Genomic DNA, 15,405 nt, shown 5'->3' with positions numbered 1-15,405 from the left:
AGGATATATTTTTTATTTATTGTCGCCAACCGGCGGTGGCCCAGGGGGAATATTGGCCTCATAGATTTCTTCACCCTTCCGTTCTTTAAACTCATTCTTCACTTTTTCGATCAATTTTTGATCTTCGAAAAGATCTGTGGCAGTCATTCCGAGTGCTTTAGCCGCATAGGTCATTCCTTTATGGCCTATACTCATTCCACCGCATGCGACGACGGCCCAGGAATGCCAAGGGGTATCTTTTGGTGCTACGGTTACACTTAAATTGATGTTAGGAACATTCCAACTTACATCACCAACATCTGTTGATCCACCGCCGGGATGTTCTTCGGTATCTTTCAGCGGATTTATTTTGCTGTCCATCCCTACCTGAGGTTTTTTAGTAATCTCCTGAATCTTTTTACCAAAGGCTTGTTCTTCATCAGTATATGTAATATCACCTAAATATTCTAAATTCTTTTGCATGATCTCTTCACCCGATCTGTTCACCAATACCTCATAAATACCTGAAATCAAAGAAATCTTATAATCTACATTCGCCATTACTGCTGCACCTTCGGCCATCTTCTGAACCCTTTCATATACAGGCATAACTCCACTGCGTTTTGAGTCTCTAACGCGAACCCAAAGTTTGGAATAATCTGGCACTACATTAACCACTTGGCCACCATCTTGTATATGGTAATGAATCCGTACCGTTGGTCTAATATGTTCTCTGTAGTAATTAATTCCTGTGGTATATAATTCCAAGGCATCGGAAGCACTTCTTCCATTCCAGGGATCAGAAGAGGCATGTGCAGCCTGACCAAAAAATTCAACTTTAAAGTCAACAAGAGCCAGTGTACTTTGAGCATCGGCTTCAGTATTGTCCGCAGGATGCCAGCTTAGATTTACATCTACATCATCCCATAAACCATCGCGGACCATCCAGATTTTCCCAAAAAACTTTTCCTCAGCCGGGGTGCCAAAAAACTTAATGGTCCCTTTAATTTTACCCTGCTCTATGAGCTCTTTTACGGCTACCGCAGCTCCAAGACTGGCAGTCCCAAAAAGATTATGACCACAACCATGTCCGGCAGCTCCATCATTTAAAGCTTCCTTTGTAGGTTGTGCCTTTTGAGAAATACCTGGCAAGGCGTCATATTCACCTAAAATGCCTATTACCGGTTTACCGGATCCGTAAGTTGCTATAAAAGCAGTGGGCATACCAGAAACGCCTCGTTCAACGGAAAAACCATTCTTTTCTGCATAGTCAGCTAAAATCACGGAAGATTGATTTTCATTAAAGGCCGTTTCGGCAAGGGCCCATACAGAATCACTAATAGCTATTAATTCTGCGTTGTGCTTTTCTATAGATTGGATAATTGCTGTTTTGTTTTTGCTTATTTTTTGAGCAGAGGCTGCCAAGGTGAAGATCAGTAATAAACCTGGTATTAAATTTCTCATTTTTTTGCGATTGTCTTTGGATTAGTCATCAATGCAATAAAAATACTGTTTTTAAATGTTTAATGTCTTGTCTAATACTAAAAAGTCACTCACCTGCGGGTCAATGACTATCTAGATATGTGCACTGTGATAATTCCCTGTTTATATAGTGTAAAAAAATTGTTCATTCACAATTTTACCATTATTTACTTCATAGACACAGACTTCTTCCATTTGCTGACGTCCGCGATCTTTAAATGTAACGTCGAAAGACATTTATAAGAATTCAAACGAGGGCTTCTTTATAGACTTTGAGGCAACGTTCCCGGGCCATTTTATGATCTACCATCATTAGGGGATAAGTCAATTCCTTTAGTTCAGGAACCCATTTATTGATATATTCTTTTTGCTGATCAAATTTATCTACTTGTGTAAGGGGATTAAAGATCCTGAAATACGGAGCTGCATCTACCCCGCTCCCTGCAGCCCATTGCCAGTTTCCAATGTTGCTACTGAGCTCGAAGTCTAAAAGTTTTGAGGCAAAGTAAGCCTCTCCCCAACGCCAGTCTATTAACAAGTGCTTACAAAGAAAACTTGCCACCAGCATTCGGACCCGGTTATGCATAAACCCGGTAGCATTGAGTTCCCTCATTCCAGCATCAACGAGGGGGTATCCTGTTTCTCCTTTTTTCCACTTTTCAAATTCCATTTCATTATTTCGCCATGGAATCCTATCGTATTTTGGTTTAAAAGCTTTATGGACCGTATGCGGAAAATGCCATAGAATTTGCATAAAGAATTCGCGCCAAATCAATTCATTTAAGAATGTTTCGTTCTGTGCATTCAGGGTTTTTAGAATTACCTGTCGTATAGAAACGGTACCAAATCGCAAATGGGGCCCTAGTTTAGACGTGCCTTTTTCTATGGCCGGAAAGTTTCTGGTTTTTTCATATGAATTGATAAATGATGAAGAAATTTCATAAGCCGGAATCTTTATTTTGGATCTTTTAAACCCTAGCTCCTCAAGGTACGGATCGGGCAATTTTTTATGCTTAATCATCCCGTTTAATAATGACCCGGAGTCATAAACCAGGACCGGCTCATTTGTTTTCAATTTTTGTTTCCACTTGCGCATATAAGGCGTATAAACCACATAGGGTTCTCCATTGTCCTTAACAACCTGGTTTTTCTCAAAGATTACCTGATCTTTAGAGGTTTTGAATTCGATATTGGATAATTTTAGTGCCTGTGCAATCTCACTATCTCTTTTTTGAGCATAAGGTTCATAGTTCCTGTTGGTGTATACATTTTGTACGTCATATTGATTGAGAAGGGTTTTAAAAATATCCAACGGATTCCCTAAATAGACACCAATAGAGCTTTGGTAATGCTCTTTCAGTTTCGTTCTCATTTCCTGTAAGGAATCGTAAATGAAAGTCACACGGGCATCATTTTCCGGAAGCGAATGAAGTATTTCAGTGTCAAAAATAAATATGGGTAATACAGGATGACTTCCTTTAAGGGCATTGTAAAGCCCTGTATTATCATCCAGCCTTAAGTCTCTGCGAAACCAAAAAATACTAACTTTTTCGCGCATTTAGCTAATATTGAGGGTAGACAAACCAGTCCCATACGATCCTCCTATTAATAATATATTCTTCTTCATTACTAAGTGGATTTTATACTTAGCACATTAGAAGAGCCATTCATATGCCCGAAAATTTCCTCAAGTTTCATTTCCCGGTATGCGAAAATTCTTTCGAGTTGTTTTTTTACCAGTATGGGATGTACCATTTGGCCCAAAATTCCAAAAGGAAGCTTGTAGTCAATGATATCCTCCATTTCTACCCCACCTGAAATAGGTTTTATAAAATGCTTATGATGCCATAGTGCATATGGACCAAACCTCTGTTCATCTACAAAGTATTCACCTTCCTTTACATGAGTAATTTCGGTGACCCATTTTGTTGTTATTCCTGCAAATGGGGAAACTGTATATTGAATAAGCTGTCCTGGAAACATCTCCCTGTCGGCCCCATTTAAAATATGAAAACCCATATGATCTGGTGTGATAACTTTAAGATTTGCGGGATTTGATAAAAAGACCCAAGCCTCATCCTGTGTAATGGGTAAGTATTGTCTGGAATGTAGCTGATATAACTTCATTAGAAACTTTTTAACAAAATTAAGTTCAATATTGTTTAATAAAAAATTAAATATGTTAAACAAATAGTAAATATTGGGCTGTTTTATCTTCGAATATGAAGGTGGAATAATCCCATATAATGGAGCAATACGTCTTATGATCGGGAAATTTATGGTTCAAAGTGTGATTTTTGTATATTTCTGGAAGTAAGTGTCATGATTTCCAAATTATATTTTTTAAGTTTTTTCCTCCCTGTCGTTTTCTTAAATGCCCAGGTGAGCACCACGCTTGTTGGGACTTTACCGGAAGATGTTCTGGAATCCTCCGGGCTTATTTATTACAAGAACAAACTCATAACTCATAATGATTCGGGAAATTCTCCCCGATTGTATGAAGTAGATACCTTAAGCTCGCAAATCATTCGGACAATCACCATAAACAATGCTACCAATATAGATTGGGAAGATATAACACAGGACGAATCCTATATATACATTGGGGACTTCGGAAATAATACCGGCAACAGGCAGGATCTTACCATTTATAGAGTAGCTAAATCTGATTTTGATGTTTCCAATACAATAAGTGCTGAAAGAATAAACTTTTCCTATGAAGATCAAACGGATTTTTCAGACGTACAGAATTCTGACTGGGATGCCGAAGCTTTAGTTGATTTTAATAATCAGCTACTCATATTTACCAAACAATGGCAGACAAATGGCACAGTTGCATATTCCATCCCTAAAATACCGGGATCTTATTCAGCAAAGAATTTGGGATTTTATAATGCCTCTGGTCTGGTTACCGGTGCAGCATACAACAAATTCTCTAATGTCTTGATGTTATTGGGATATTCACCTCAATTACAGCCTTTTATTGTTCGGATGGATGAGCTTACTACAAATTTTTCATTTAACGGGACTGAGGTAAAGACGGTTTTGGGAATTGGGTTTTCACAGGTAGAAGGAATCACCTATTCAGATTCAAATACTTACTATATTTCTTCGGAACGTTACCAAAATAACCTGCCTCCTATAATTCTTGCTTCTCAACTCTATACTTTTGATACCGACGATACCCCTCAGGAACCTGAAGAACCGCCTATAGAAATTCCGATAGATTCAGCAAAAGTAGAAAATGAATTGATTATTTACAGAACCTTTGGATCAAATGAACTTCAATATGATCTTATTTCAAATGCCCCATTGTTTGGTCGAGCTATCTTTGATATTACAGGGAAAAGAGTAAGACATACACATGGAAGTTTAATTGAAAATAACAGAATTGATCTAAGCGGATTAGGCAGTGCCGTATATTACTTAACGTTCTATCTGCAAGGTGTAACAATATCTAAACCATTTATCCTGAACTAATCTTAGTATTTGGTATTATTTAAGGATTTGTTAACAAGGGAAATACACCATTATATTTAGTTTTGTCACAACTATAAAATCTAGTAAATAATGAAAAAACTAACACTATTAGTCTGTGTCGTTATGGGATCTATTTCTATGAACGGACAGATAACAACACCAGCGCCCAGTCCGTCAGCAAAGATTATGCAAACAGTTGGATTGACTGATGTAACCGTAGAGTATTCCAGACCTGCAATGCGGGGGAGGACCATTTTTGGAAATCTTGTTCCGTACAATGAATTATGGAGAACAGGAGCTAATAAAAATTCCATGGTTACTTTTAGTGATGCCGTAACCATTGCCGGTCAAAAAGTAGAAGCAGGTACTTATGCTGTTTTTACTAAACCGGGACAAACTTCCTGGGAAGTTATTTTCTATTCTGACCCTAATAATTGGGGAACTCCTCAAGATTGGGACGATTCAAAAGTAGCGGCAAAGACCACAGCAGAGGTAATGGCCTTACCATTTGATGTGGAATCCTTTACCATGAGTATTGATGCGATACACAATAACGGAGCTACACTGGGAATACTTTGGGAAAAAGCCTATGTAGGAGTTGCCTTTGAAGTACCTACCTCAGAAAAGGCGGTTAAGAGTATTGAAAGCGTCATGAATGGACCATCAGCTAATGATTATTTTGCAGCAGCTTCTTATTACTATGAAGAAGGTAAAGATCTGTCGAAAGCTAAAGAATGGATTGATAAAGCGGTATCAATGAATGACAAAGCTTTTTGGATGATGAGGAGACAATCCCTTATTTATGCAAAAATGGGTGATACAAAAGGAGCTATTGAAGCAGCCAAGAAATCTATGGCAGCAGCAGAAGCGGCCAACAACGCAGATTATGTAAAAATGAACAAGGACTCTCTTAAGGAATGGGGGGCATTGTAAATTATTCTAAATTCTAAGAATTTAAAACCCCTGCCTTTTTGGTTGGGGTTTTTTTATATCATGTAAGAAATAGTATCATTAATTAAATGCACTATCTCCGGATGTCAGAATTTATTAGGTTTTAATGGGAGGGTTCTTATGAAGCCTGTCAAATGATTCGAATAACATGGCCAATACAATAACAAATAGACAGCCAAAAGCATTTAACCACAAATACCCCATCCAATCTAAATACCATACAAGTACCACAACCACCTGGGTGATAATGCCTGCTATGAAAACAGCATTTCCTTTTACAAAACGGAAAAAGAAGGCTAGCAAAAACATGCCCAATATGTTTCCATAAAAAATAGACCCAATGATATTGACTAATTGAATAAGATTGTCAAAGAGGTTTGCCACACAGGCTATTAGAATTGCAACTATACCCCAAAGCAAAGTAAATAACTTGGAAACCTTCACATAATGTTCCGGTGAGTATTCATCTTTTTTATTCCTTTTATACAAATCGAGAGCGGTAATTGTTCCCAAGGCATTAAGTTCTGAAGCCGTTGAAGACATAGCGGCGGATAGGATTACTGCCAATAAAAGCCCTACTAATCCTTTTGGTAAATAGTTTAATATAAAGTGAATAAACACATAATCCTTATCATTGGTTTCAACAGCTTCATCTGCCTTTCTTATCATAGCCTTTGCAGCCTCCCTGTTGTTTTTCTCCATTTCAATAATCAGGAGCATTTCATTTTTAGCTTCGGCGGTAGCATCCGGGTCGTTTAAATCCAAGGCTACAGAAAATTGTTCCTGAGCTATCTTTTTTTCAACTTCTAAATTTTTATGACTTTCCTCTAATGATTTGTAATCATCTGCATAAGAAGTTTGCATTATTGCATTTGTTGCAGCAGGGTTAAAGTTTAAGGGGGATGGATTGTATTGATAGAATACAAAAACCATAACACCAACGAGAAGGATAAAAAACTGCATGGGAACCTTAAAAATTCCGTTGAAGATAAGCCCCAGTTGGCTTTCACGAATGGACTTTCCGGAAAGATAGCGTTGAACCTGACTCTGATCCGTCCCAAAGTAGGCCAGGGCAAGAAACATACCTCCGGTTATCCCACTCCAGAATGTATATCTGCTGCGCGGATCAATGCTGAAATCCAAAATATTTAATTTATCGCTCGCACCTGCAATTTTGAGGGCTTTGGTAAATGTTATATCTGCAGGTAAAAAACCCAGAATAAAAAAGAATGCAATAAACATCCCGGTCATAATCACAAACATCTGTTGTTTTTGGGTAACACTTACTGCATTTGTGCCACCCGAAACGGTATATATTATTACTAAAGACCCAATAATAATATTGAGGGTTTTTAAATCCCATCCTAAGACCGCAGAGAGAATAATAGAGGGCGCAAAGATGGTGATACCTGCTGCCAGGCCACGCTGTATCAAGAACAGAATAGCAGCCAGAGTCCGGGTTTTAAGGTCAAATCTTCTCTCCAGAAATTCGTAGGCAGTATATACTTTTAATTTGTGATATAAAGGAATGAAAACAATGCATATTATTATCATGGCCAATGGCAGTCCAAAGTAGAATTGAACAAAACCCATTCCGTCGTGAAAAGCCTGTCCGGGCGTAGAGAGAAAAGTAATAGCACTGGCCTGTGTAGCCATAACAGAAAGGCCAATCGTCCACCACTTGGCCTGATTTCCACCAAGGACGTAATCATTTACATTTTTATTGCCTCTGGTTTTCCAGACCCCGTAAACAACTATAAATAATAGGGTACCACCAAGTATAACCCAGTCCAGTTTCCCCATATCAACTGTATATGGTCATTATATAATAAAAAATAAGAATGTAGATAGCATTGAGTACCAATACAAGAGTATATTCTTTTTTCCAGGTAAGTTTTTCCAGCATCATTTACCTTTAATATCTGTAGTGCTATCTATTTGCTCTTTCCCTAATGATAAAATATTAGCGAATATCTTATAAGCTCCGGAAACCCCGGCAGGAAGTTCTCTAAAAAAACTTATTCCGGTATAAATATAATTTCCCTTACCATATGGCGCTACAAGGAGCGCTCCATCAGTTGGGGATTCTCCTTTGTCATTCATTTGGAGAATAGGTGTGAATTTGGGATCCCATTCATCAGGAAAGTAAAGTCCTCTCTCCTGGACCCAACCCTCAAAGTCCGAATTAGTTATGGCATTTGGAAAAATGATGACTGAATGGTCAGTTGCAATAATCTTAACTTCAGAATCTTCATTGGTAATGCGGTCTCTGGATAGTTTAAGAGGGTAGGGGGCCAAATCTTTAAAAGCGGTGTCCCTACGCCCGGCAGTGTTGTACTGTATTACCAGGTTTCCTCCCTGCTCTACATATTCCAGTAAAAAACGTTGTTTAAATTTAAGCTCTTCAATTACATTATACGCCCTGATTCCGGTAACAACGGCGTCATATTTGTCCAGACTACCCGATTCTATTTCTGTTGGATCAATAAGATGAACAGTATAACCTATCTGCTCCAGGCTCTCCGGCACTTCATCTCCGGCCCCCATTATATAACCAATATTCTCGCCAACTTTTTCAATGTTCAGTCTTACAACTTTTGCTTCGGAAGGGAGTAAAACTGTTTGTTTAGGAATATGGTCATATGCAATCTCTATTAACTCTCTATCTAATTCCTTACCATCAATTCGAATAAGGGGAGTAATATAACTTGCATTTTCCCCGGAAGGAGGAGTAAGGGTAAATTCAACTGTTTTTTCATCACCCTTATTAGCGATTTCAAACTCCTTGATTTCCTGATCAACCATCCAACCTTCACCATGGCATAGCTCAACATTTGCTCTAATACCATTTTTATGGGCTGTTATTGTTACCGGAATTTTTTTTGGAGTTCCATCAGCAAAAATTAATACCCTGTCACCAAATCTGGCTGTAGCTTCCGGGATAATCTCAAAAGGCTGGTAAAGTTCACCTTTATCAGGTTTGGAAGATCTATGAATAATTGGTTTTTCTATGGTTAACGAATACCCATTAAAATCTAATTCAAATTGGGCAAAAAATGGAGGTTCCGTTTCAGGGCTCCCAATTAGTTCCGGTTGATTTACTTTGTACATCCCAAGACTTCCCGTTTCTGTGAGCCAATAAGGGCTGGTATAAGGTTGTCGGTTTGGAATTTTTAAATCCAGTACGAGATTCTTTTTTTGATTATTAGCCAGCAGGGTTTTATTCTGTGAGTATCTTTCCGCGGCGAGGGAAACTAAATTCAGGGTAACCGAATTATTACTTCTGTTTAGCGCCTCAATATTAATTTTCACTGTATTACCGGGAAAGGAGTTAGGTACTTCAGCCGAAGCCTCAAGATAAAGCCCACAAACTGCAATAATTATATTCTGCAGTTCTTCTAATTTGATTTGTTTCCAATGGTCATCCTCGATGTCAATCAATAACTTATGCGCTTGTAATAATTCCGGGAGGTGTTTAGATGGATTAACAAAGTCAAAATTCTCTTCTATGCCATATAATAATTTCCCAATAGCCTCACCTCCTTTGATCCTGGACCAGCTCGTATCTATCCCTTCAAATATATTGGATTCGTCTTTGGGAAGATCCCCCGCCAGAAGTTCTATATATTCATCCTGACTACCTCTGCTGGACAATCTGCCAAAACCCTGACTCAAATGCTGACTACTTGCAATAGATGCAATTTCGTTGTTGGAAAGCCCCTTCATAGGGTAATAAACCCCAACATCAAAATGCATCATTTTGGATTTGTCTGCTTTTTCAAAGTTCTCAGGACTCCCGTAGAACCACCATGATGTATTAAAGAATATTCTTTTGGGTTGCCAAAGACTTACTTTATCCAATTGTTCAGGATATGCGTTTTGATCATTAACCAGATCAAAGGCTTCAACACTTAGAATTGCCGAAGAGGTATGATGTCCATGGGTTGAACCTGGTGTTCTGTGATCAAAACGATTTACAATAACATCTGGCTTGAAATTTCTAAGTATCCATACTACATCTCCCAATACTGCCTCTTTATCCCAAATCTCCAAAGTTTCCTTGGGATGTTTGGAATACCCAAAATCATTTGCCCTGGTGAAAAACTGCTCCCCGCCGTCAACTCTCCTGGCAGCCAGTAATTCTTCTGTCCTTAACACCCCCAGAAGTTCTCTAAGTTCCGAACCTATAAGGTTTTGTCCTCCATCACCTCTAGTAATAGATAAATACCCGGTCCGGGCTTTAACTTCGTTTGAGAGGTAGGAAATCAGTCTTGTATTTTCATCATCAGGATGTGCAGCAATATATAAAGCGGATCCTAAAAAGTTCAATTTTTGTAAGGAATGATAAATATCGGAAGAAGTGCTTTTTTTTGGTGCCTGGGTTAAAGCAGTATGTATTCCAAAAAATAACCCAATACAGATTACCAGAAAATATCGCATGTTTTTTTTATAAGATGGTGCTCAAATATAGATATATTAGTAGCACTGCGACAATATTTAAAACTTCTTTAACAACTTCTAGGTTTGTGCTTGTAGTTTGTTCCTCATTCGCCTTCATTTAGACGGTTAAAATTACGCCACCTAAAGGGAAATAATTAAGAAGCAGTGCCATATCTATACACGTTTGGAATGTATTATACGGATTTTGAATTTTAATTCTGACTGGGATAATATGATCTTCCCTGACCAGGGCAACCATACCACAGATAACAACAATAAAAAGTATGCTATTTTTTAGTCTCACACTTATGTAAACAATGCCAGAATGTAGTAATAAAGGATATCTCTACGAATTGACAAGGCTGTGGCATAATCTATAGGGAACATTTCTAGTCGGTTAAGATTCATTGTACTAAATTAGTCCAAGACAGATTGTATCACAGTATTCAATTGAAGTTTTGGCAAAAAAGTAACTCAATTTAATTAACATATTTTATTTACTCCGGGTCATTTAATGGAATTGGTGATGGTGTGGTTTTAATAAATCAAATACCAGATCTACTGTACTTATATATCCCTGCTCACCATAGGATATGGCGATATAGTTCCCATTTCAGATCTATCTATAAGTGCTTCAGTACTTCTTGGCTTATTGGGTCAATTTTATTTGGTCATTATTACAGCCATCGTGGTGGGTAAATTCCTTGGTCAAAGACCATATCAGAAATAGGGATACCTATTGGTGATCTTCCCAAATTAAGGCTGCTGCACCGCAAATAGCTGCAGTCTTCCCTTTCATGCCGGAATACATAAGCTTTACTTTGCCTTTGTATACTTCCAGAAGATAGTCCTCAAAATATTTTTTGAGCGGCTCGGTGATCCATTTCCCACTGCCGATCAAACCACCGAGCAGGAAAAAAGCCTCGGGTTGGGAAAATGCCGTGAAATTAGCCAGCGCTTTCGCCAATATATCTGCCGTATAGTCAAAGGCCTTTAAGGCAATAGGATCGCCTTCTTCAGCAGCCCGGGTAATATCTTCCCCGTGCAGGTCACTGTAGGCAATTGAACGAAACCTGCTCTCATCCATATACATGCTCATCATATAAAGGATGGTCCTCTTAAGTCCTGTGGCTGAAACATAAGCTTCTAAGCCACCTTTAACACCCAATCCGGTTAGCCTGCCATCTCCAAGGGTCATATCCACATGGCCCAATTCCCCGGCAAATCCATCATATCCGTCAATAAGCTGGCCATTGGCAACAATCCCGGCTCCAAAGCCCGTGCCCAGGGTAACTACGATGAAATCTTTCATGCCTTTGGCATTGCCAAATAACATTTCGCCCAGTGCGGCCACACTGGCATCGTTCATCAATTTCATAGGAACTTCGAACCGCTTTCTCATTTTTTTAAGGATGGGAACACTGCCTTTCCATTTCAGATTGGAGGCGTTTTCAATAGTACCATTCCTGCTGGAAGCATTGGGGGCACCAATCCCTACACCAAGAACATTGAGATCCTCAGGGTATTCATTGACTAGGATTTTAATAGCTTCAACGAGTTTGTCAAGATATTGGTCAAAGTCCGGGTATTCCCGTGTTCTGAACCAAGTATCTTTTAAGCAGTCACCCTCTTTAGTTACAAGACCGACCTTCGTTTTTGTTCCGCCAATGTCAACGCCTACTACTATATTCATATGGATTGTTTTTTGTTAAAAAGCATGAAATTTCAAGATATCACTTTTTCAAGTCCTATAAAAATCAGAGAACAGGAATAAAATATTGATAAAGCGTATTAATCGTTAAATTCCCACCCAAAGCCTGTTTTAAGAATATAGTCATATTGGGTACCCTCTATTGCCGGTTGGTTATCATAATTAACAGTAATCCCCAATTTGACATAAAAATCCCATGGAATATCATACTTGGTACACATAAAGAAGCTATGGACAGGTTGGAAGGAGGGAACGAAGGAAACGTTAGATGAATAGTTGTAGTGACACAGGTCAGGATTCTTTTTTTAGTCTTAGGGGATTATTCTTATTATAGTATGAATACTCATTTTTAAGAGGCTGAATTATATGTTTAGTCATTCAGAATTCAATAATGAAATCATAGTTTGAATCCTGTGCAGGTTACACTTGCTTTTTTACAAATAGTTTGGGAGGCAATAAATTCATCTATAATTATCATATGCCTAAACTATCTCTTAGGATTATGTCTTTATTTCCATTTTGCTGCCAATAAGGGGTTTTTATACGCCTTATTTTTGTAGCCCTGGAGATGAGCATTTTCGCATTTGCACCATACCCGCTTTTAAATTCATCTGTCCAACTTTCTATGGTATGAGGAAAAGCCGTACTGAAGTTAATGGTAAGCGTGCGATCTAATTCGGGATAGGTTATGGAGTAAGAGCTAATTCCATCTTTCTCTGTAAGAGAAGCACTGGCTTTATATGCTTTAATCTTTTTATGGGCCACCCTGGTATATTCAAATGAAGGAATAACCTCTAGTTCGCCCTGGGGAAGACCATTAGGGTTTATTCGTAATTTGTTCCACAACTCGTTTTCCAAAATGTTTTTTCCATTATAAATTCCTGATCTGCCTCGCCTTCAAAATAAGAGTGCGCTTCATACTCAAATTCTTCTTTGTTATTCAACTGAGCATAAACATGTCCGCACCATTCCTGAACAGATGAGGATATTTTTATTGCATGTTGATTGTCTTTAACTGGATAAAAAGAACTGCTCATAACAGAATAAGGGTAAATACCTGTAAAGTATTTTTTAGTACTGTTTAATTTTAGTACCGGAATATTACCAGGATTACTTCTATCGGCCTTAACTTGTTTATCTGCCAAAAATGGTTCAGTAACAAATATTAAAACTGCATGACCATCTCTTAGTTCCCCATATCTGGCCTGTTCTAGTTTATAGGATGTGATTTCTGCTTCACCAGAATACCAATAATCCTTAAATGCCGGGGTGAGAAGGTTAGGACTTGGGGTATCTGAATTATTTTTCAGGCTTTCAACGTTGACAATTTTAATCTCTTCAGTACTTGCTTTTATTTCACAGGATATAAAAACAGTTGGTAAAGAAAGCACCAATAAGCCTAAAATTAGTTTACTGATTAACAGTTTCATGGGTATTAAATTTTGTCCAAAACTACTTAAAAACTATTGGTTCGCCATGTCCATTAACGTTTTGTAAACTAAATGTGTAGGAAGCCCTACGACGTTGGCATACGATCCTTTTATTTTCTCGATCCCTACTAACCCTATCCAATCCTGGATGCCGTAACCACCAGCTTTATCTAAAGGTTTATAATTATGTATATAGTACCAAATCTCCTTGTCGGTCAAATCTTTAAATTTAACCCTTGTGCTACTGTTTACTAATCTTTGCTCATTAATACGCCTGAAACAAACCGATGTAATTACCTCATGCCAGTTACCAGACATTGTTTTCAACATTAAATAAGCCTCTTCCTCATCTTTTGGTTTACCTAAAAACTTATCCTTATACCAAACAACGGTATCTGAAGTAATTAACAGATCATTTGCCTTAAGCTCTCCCAGAAAGGGAGCTGCTTTAAGTTTGGACAGGAAATCAGCAATTTCGGCTCCCTTTAAATGCTCCGGATAAATTTCTTCAACAGGTTTCAGGCGAACCTCATATTTGAGACCAAGTTTTTTTAAAAATTCTTGTCTCCGAGGAGAAGAGGAAGCAAGAATAATATGAAAATTCTTTACCTTTTCACTAAGCATAGTACTAATCGTTGGCTGCGCTGAAATTAGTATACCAATCGCCTCGCACTTTCAGGACCTGTTCAATAACATCTCTTACACATTCATCCCCACTATACCTGTGCGATATGTAATCAGATACCTCTTTGACTTCCTGCACTGCATCCTGCGGGCATGCTGCGATAGCAGCTAATTTCATAGCCGGAATATCCGGAAGATCATCACCCATATAAAGTACATTTTTAGGATCTATCTTGTATTTAGACAAATACTTTTTTAAGGGTGCTTCCTTCATGGATGCCCCAAGGTAAACATCAGTTACACCGAGTCCTTTTAACCTTAAACTAACGCCTTCATTAGTCCCTCCTGAGATTATACAGACATTATAGCCTTTTTGAATGACTGTTTTAAGGGCATATCCATCTTTTACACTCATTTTACGGAGTAGTTCACCCTCCGAGGTAATTAGGACATTTCCGTCTGTAAATACCCCATCTACATCAAAGACGAAAGTGGTAATATCTTTTAGAATTTCTTTATAGCTTTTTCCCATGAGTTTTTTGGATTGAATTACTTAATATAGAATAGATATCCTTATGATTTTTATTTTGAAGGCTTTTCATATGTTTTTCTATTGTGCCGTTGTCATTTCGTATAGCAGGGCCAGTTTGAGCTTCCTGTGGGCTGAGGGTTTTAATTTTAAGAGCTGTTTCCAGGATTAGAGGCCCTAGGACAGAAAAAGAAATTTGAGATTTTTCGCAGATTTCTTGTCCTATTTGGTACAGATGATTTGTAAAATTATTTACAAACACGGCTGCAAGATGCAAGTCTTTACGTTGACTGCTGGATACTTCCAAAACCTTACCTGAGAGGCTTGAAGCCAGCTTTTTAAGGACTTCTAAATCTTTATTATTTTCAGCTTCAACACATATGGGAACCTCCTTAAAATTAACTACCCGGTTGGCGCTAAATGTTTGCAAAGGATAAAACACGCCTCTTCTAGCCGAAGAAGGTAGGGCGCTTATTGCTACACTTCCTGAAGTATGCGTAAGAACACCTTTTTTATTTATAAGACCTTCAGAGACAGTTGTTATAGCATCATCACTTACAGCAATGATATAAATAGATGCTTCTTCTATTGAATTAAAATTTGTTGTGGTTAAGGCATCCTTTTGGAAGTAGGAAAGTGCTTTTTTGTTTCTCCCATAAACTTGTTTGATTTTGATATTCCCCTTATCCTTTAATTCATCAAACAGATGTTTAGCGAGATTGCCGGTACCTAGTAGCACAATTGAAAGCATGTTCAAAAATACAATATTTATGGTGTTT

Annotated in this window: 15 protein-coding genes; 2 read left to right on the top strand and 13 right to left on the bottom strand. The window is 38.1% G+C overall.

Features of this window, described 5'->3' with window-relative positions:
• Positions 1 to 12: 12 nt before the first annotated feature.
• The 4 genes from ABJH90_RS03775 to ABJH90_RS03760 form a co-directional block, all read right to left on the bottom strand.
• Complete coding sequence (locus ABJH90_RS03775; RefSeq protein WP_348142679.1) at positions 13 to 1,443, bottom strand: amidohydrolase; 1,431 nt, start codon at positions 1,441 to 1,443, stop codon at positions 13 to 15.
• Positions 1,444 to 1,584: 141 nt separating this feature from the next.
• Positions 1,585 to 1,698, bottom strand: coding sequence for a SnoaL-like domain-containing protein (locus ABJH90_RS03770; protein ID WP_348142676.1), 114 nt, complete (start codon positions 1,696 to 1,698; stop codon positions 1,585 to 1,587).
• A gap of 10 nt (positions 1,699 to 1,708) precedes the next feature.
• The gene (locus ABJH90_RS03765) at positions 1,709 to 3,019 is read right to left on the bottom strand and encodes a deoxyribodipyrimidine photo-lyase (protein ID WP_348142673.1); all 1,311 of its coding nucleotides are present in this window, start codon (positions 3,017 to 3,019) and stop codon (positions 1,709 to 1,711) included.
• A gap of 71 nt (positions 3,020 to 3,090) precedes the next feature.
• Positions 3,091 to 3,588: an SRPBCC family protein gene (locus ABJH90_RS03760; RefSeq protein ID WP_348142670.1), complete on the bottom strand. Its 498-nt coding sequence runs from the start codon at positions 3,586 to 3,588 to the stop codon at positions 3,091 to 3,093.
• Positions 3,589 to 3,783: 195 nt separating this feature from the next.
• Between ABJH90_RS03760 and ABJH90_RS03755 the strand changes: the two genes are divergently transcribed.
• Together ABJH90_RS03755 and ABJH90_RS03750 are read left to right on the top strand one after the other, a co-directional pair.
• A complete protein-coding gene (locus tag ABJH90_RS03755) occupies positions 3,784 to 4,941 on the top strand; it encodes a hypothetical protein (protein ID WP_348142667.1) in 1,158 nt (385 codons plus the stop codon).
• A gap of 90 nt (positions 4,942 to 5,031) precedes the next feature.
• The gene (locus tag ABJH90_RS03750; protein ID WP_348142664.1) at positions 5,032 to 5,874 is read left to right on the top strand and encodes a DUF2911 domain-containing protein; all 843 of its coding nucleotides are present in this window, start codon (positions 5,032 to 5,034) and stop codon (positions 5,872 to 5,874) included.
• Positions 5,875 to 5,988: 114 nt separating this feature from the next.
• Here ABJH90_RS03750 and ABJH90_RS03745 read toward each other — a convergent pair whose 3' ends face one another.
• From ABJH90_RS03745 to ABJH90_RS03705, 9 genes are all read right to left on the bottom strand, one after another.
• Positions 5,989 to 7,695: a sodium:solute symporter gene (locus tag ABJH90_RS03745; RefSeq protein ID WP_348142661.1), complete on the bottom strand. Its 1,707-nt coding sequence runs from the start codon at positions 7,693 to 7,695 to the stop codon at positions 5,989 to 5,991.
• Positions 7,696 to 7,797: 102 nt separating this feature from the next.
• Complete coding sequence (locus ABJH90_RS03740; RefSeq protein ID WP_348142658.1) at positions 7,798 to 10,332, bottom strand: PIG-L family deacetylase; 2,535 nt, start codon at positions 10,330 to 10,332, stop codon at positions 7,798 to 7,800.
• Between the two features lie 736 nt (positions 10,333 to 11,068).
• Positions 11,069 to 12,025 carry an ROK family protein gene (locus ABJH90_RS03735; RefSeq protein ID WP_348142655.1) on the bottom strand — a complete coding sequence of 319 codons (957 nt, stop codon included), beginning with the start codon at positions 12,023 to 12,025 and terminating at the stop codon, positions 11,069 to 11,071.
• A gap of 98 nt (positions 12,026 to 12,123) precedes the next feature.
• On the bottom strand, positions 12,124 to 12,264 hold the full coding sequence (locus ABJH90_RS03730; protein ID WP_348319701.1) for a hypothetical protein: 141 nt from the start codon (positions 12,262 to 12,264) through the stop codon (positions 12,124 to 12,126).
• Positions 12,265 to 12,517: 253 nt separating this feature from the next.
• Positions 12,518 to 12,901, bottom strand: a complete 384-nt coding sequence (locus tag ABJH90_RS03725; protein ID WP_348142652.1) for a hypothetical protein — start codon at positions 12,899 to 12,901, stop codon at positions 12,518 to 12,520.
• Positions 12,868 to 13,473, bottom strand: a complete 606-nt coding sequence (locus tag ABJH90_RS03720) for a hypothetical protein (protein ID WP_348142649.1) — start codon at positions 13,471 to 13,473, stop codon at positions 12,868 to 12,870. Before ABJH90_RS03720 ends, ABJH90_RS03725 begins: the two co-directional genes overlap by 34 nt.
• Before the next feature lie 33 nt (positions 13,474 to 13,506).
• Positions 13,507 to 14,097 (bottom strand): Maf-like protein, encoded by a 591-nt coding sequence (locus ABJH90_RS03715; protein WP_348142646.1) that lies wholly within the window; start codon positions 14,095 to 14,097, stop codon positions 13,507 to 13,509.
• 4 nt (positions 14,098 to 14,101) lie between these two features.
• Positions 14,102 to 14,629: an HAD hydrolase family protein gene (locus ABJH90_RS03710; protein ID WP_348142644.1), complete on the bottom strand. Its 528-nt coding sequence runs from the start codon at positions 14,627 to 14,629 to the stop codon at positions 14,102 to 14,104.
• Entirely contained in the window at positions 14,613 to 15,377 is a 765-nt protein-coding gene (locus tag ABJH90_RS03705; protein WP_348142641.1) for a DUF2520 domain-containing protein, read from the bottom strand. Before ABJH90_RS03705 ends, ABJH90_RS03710 begins: the two co-directional genes overlap by 17 nt.
• Positions 15,378 to 15,405 lie beyond the last annotated feature (28 nt).

Source organism: Eudoraea sp. (assembly GCF_039969275.1).
GTDB lineage: Bacteria > Bacteroidota > Bacteroidia > Flavobacteriales > Flavobacteriaceae > Eudoraea.
The sequence above is the reverse complement of the archived record's forward strand: the minus strand, read 5'-3'. Positions and strand labels throughout refer to the sequence as shown.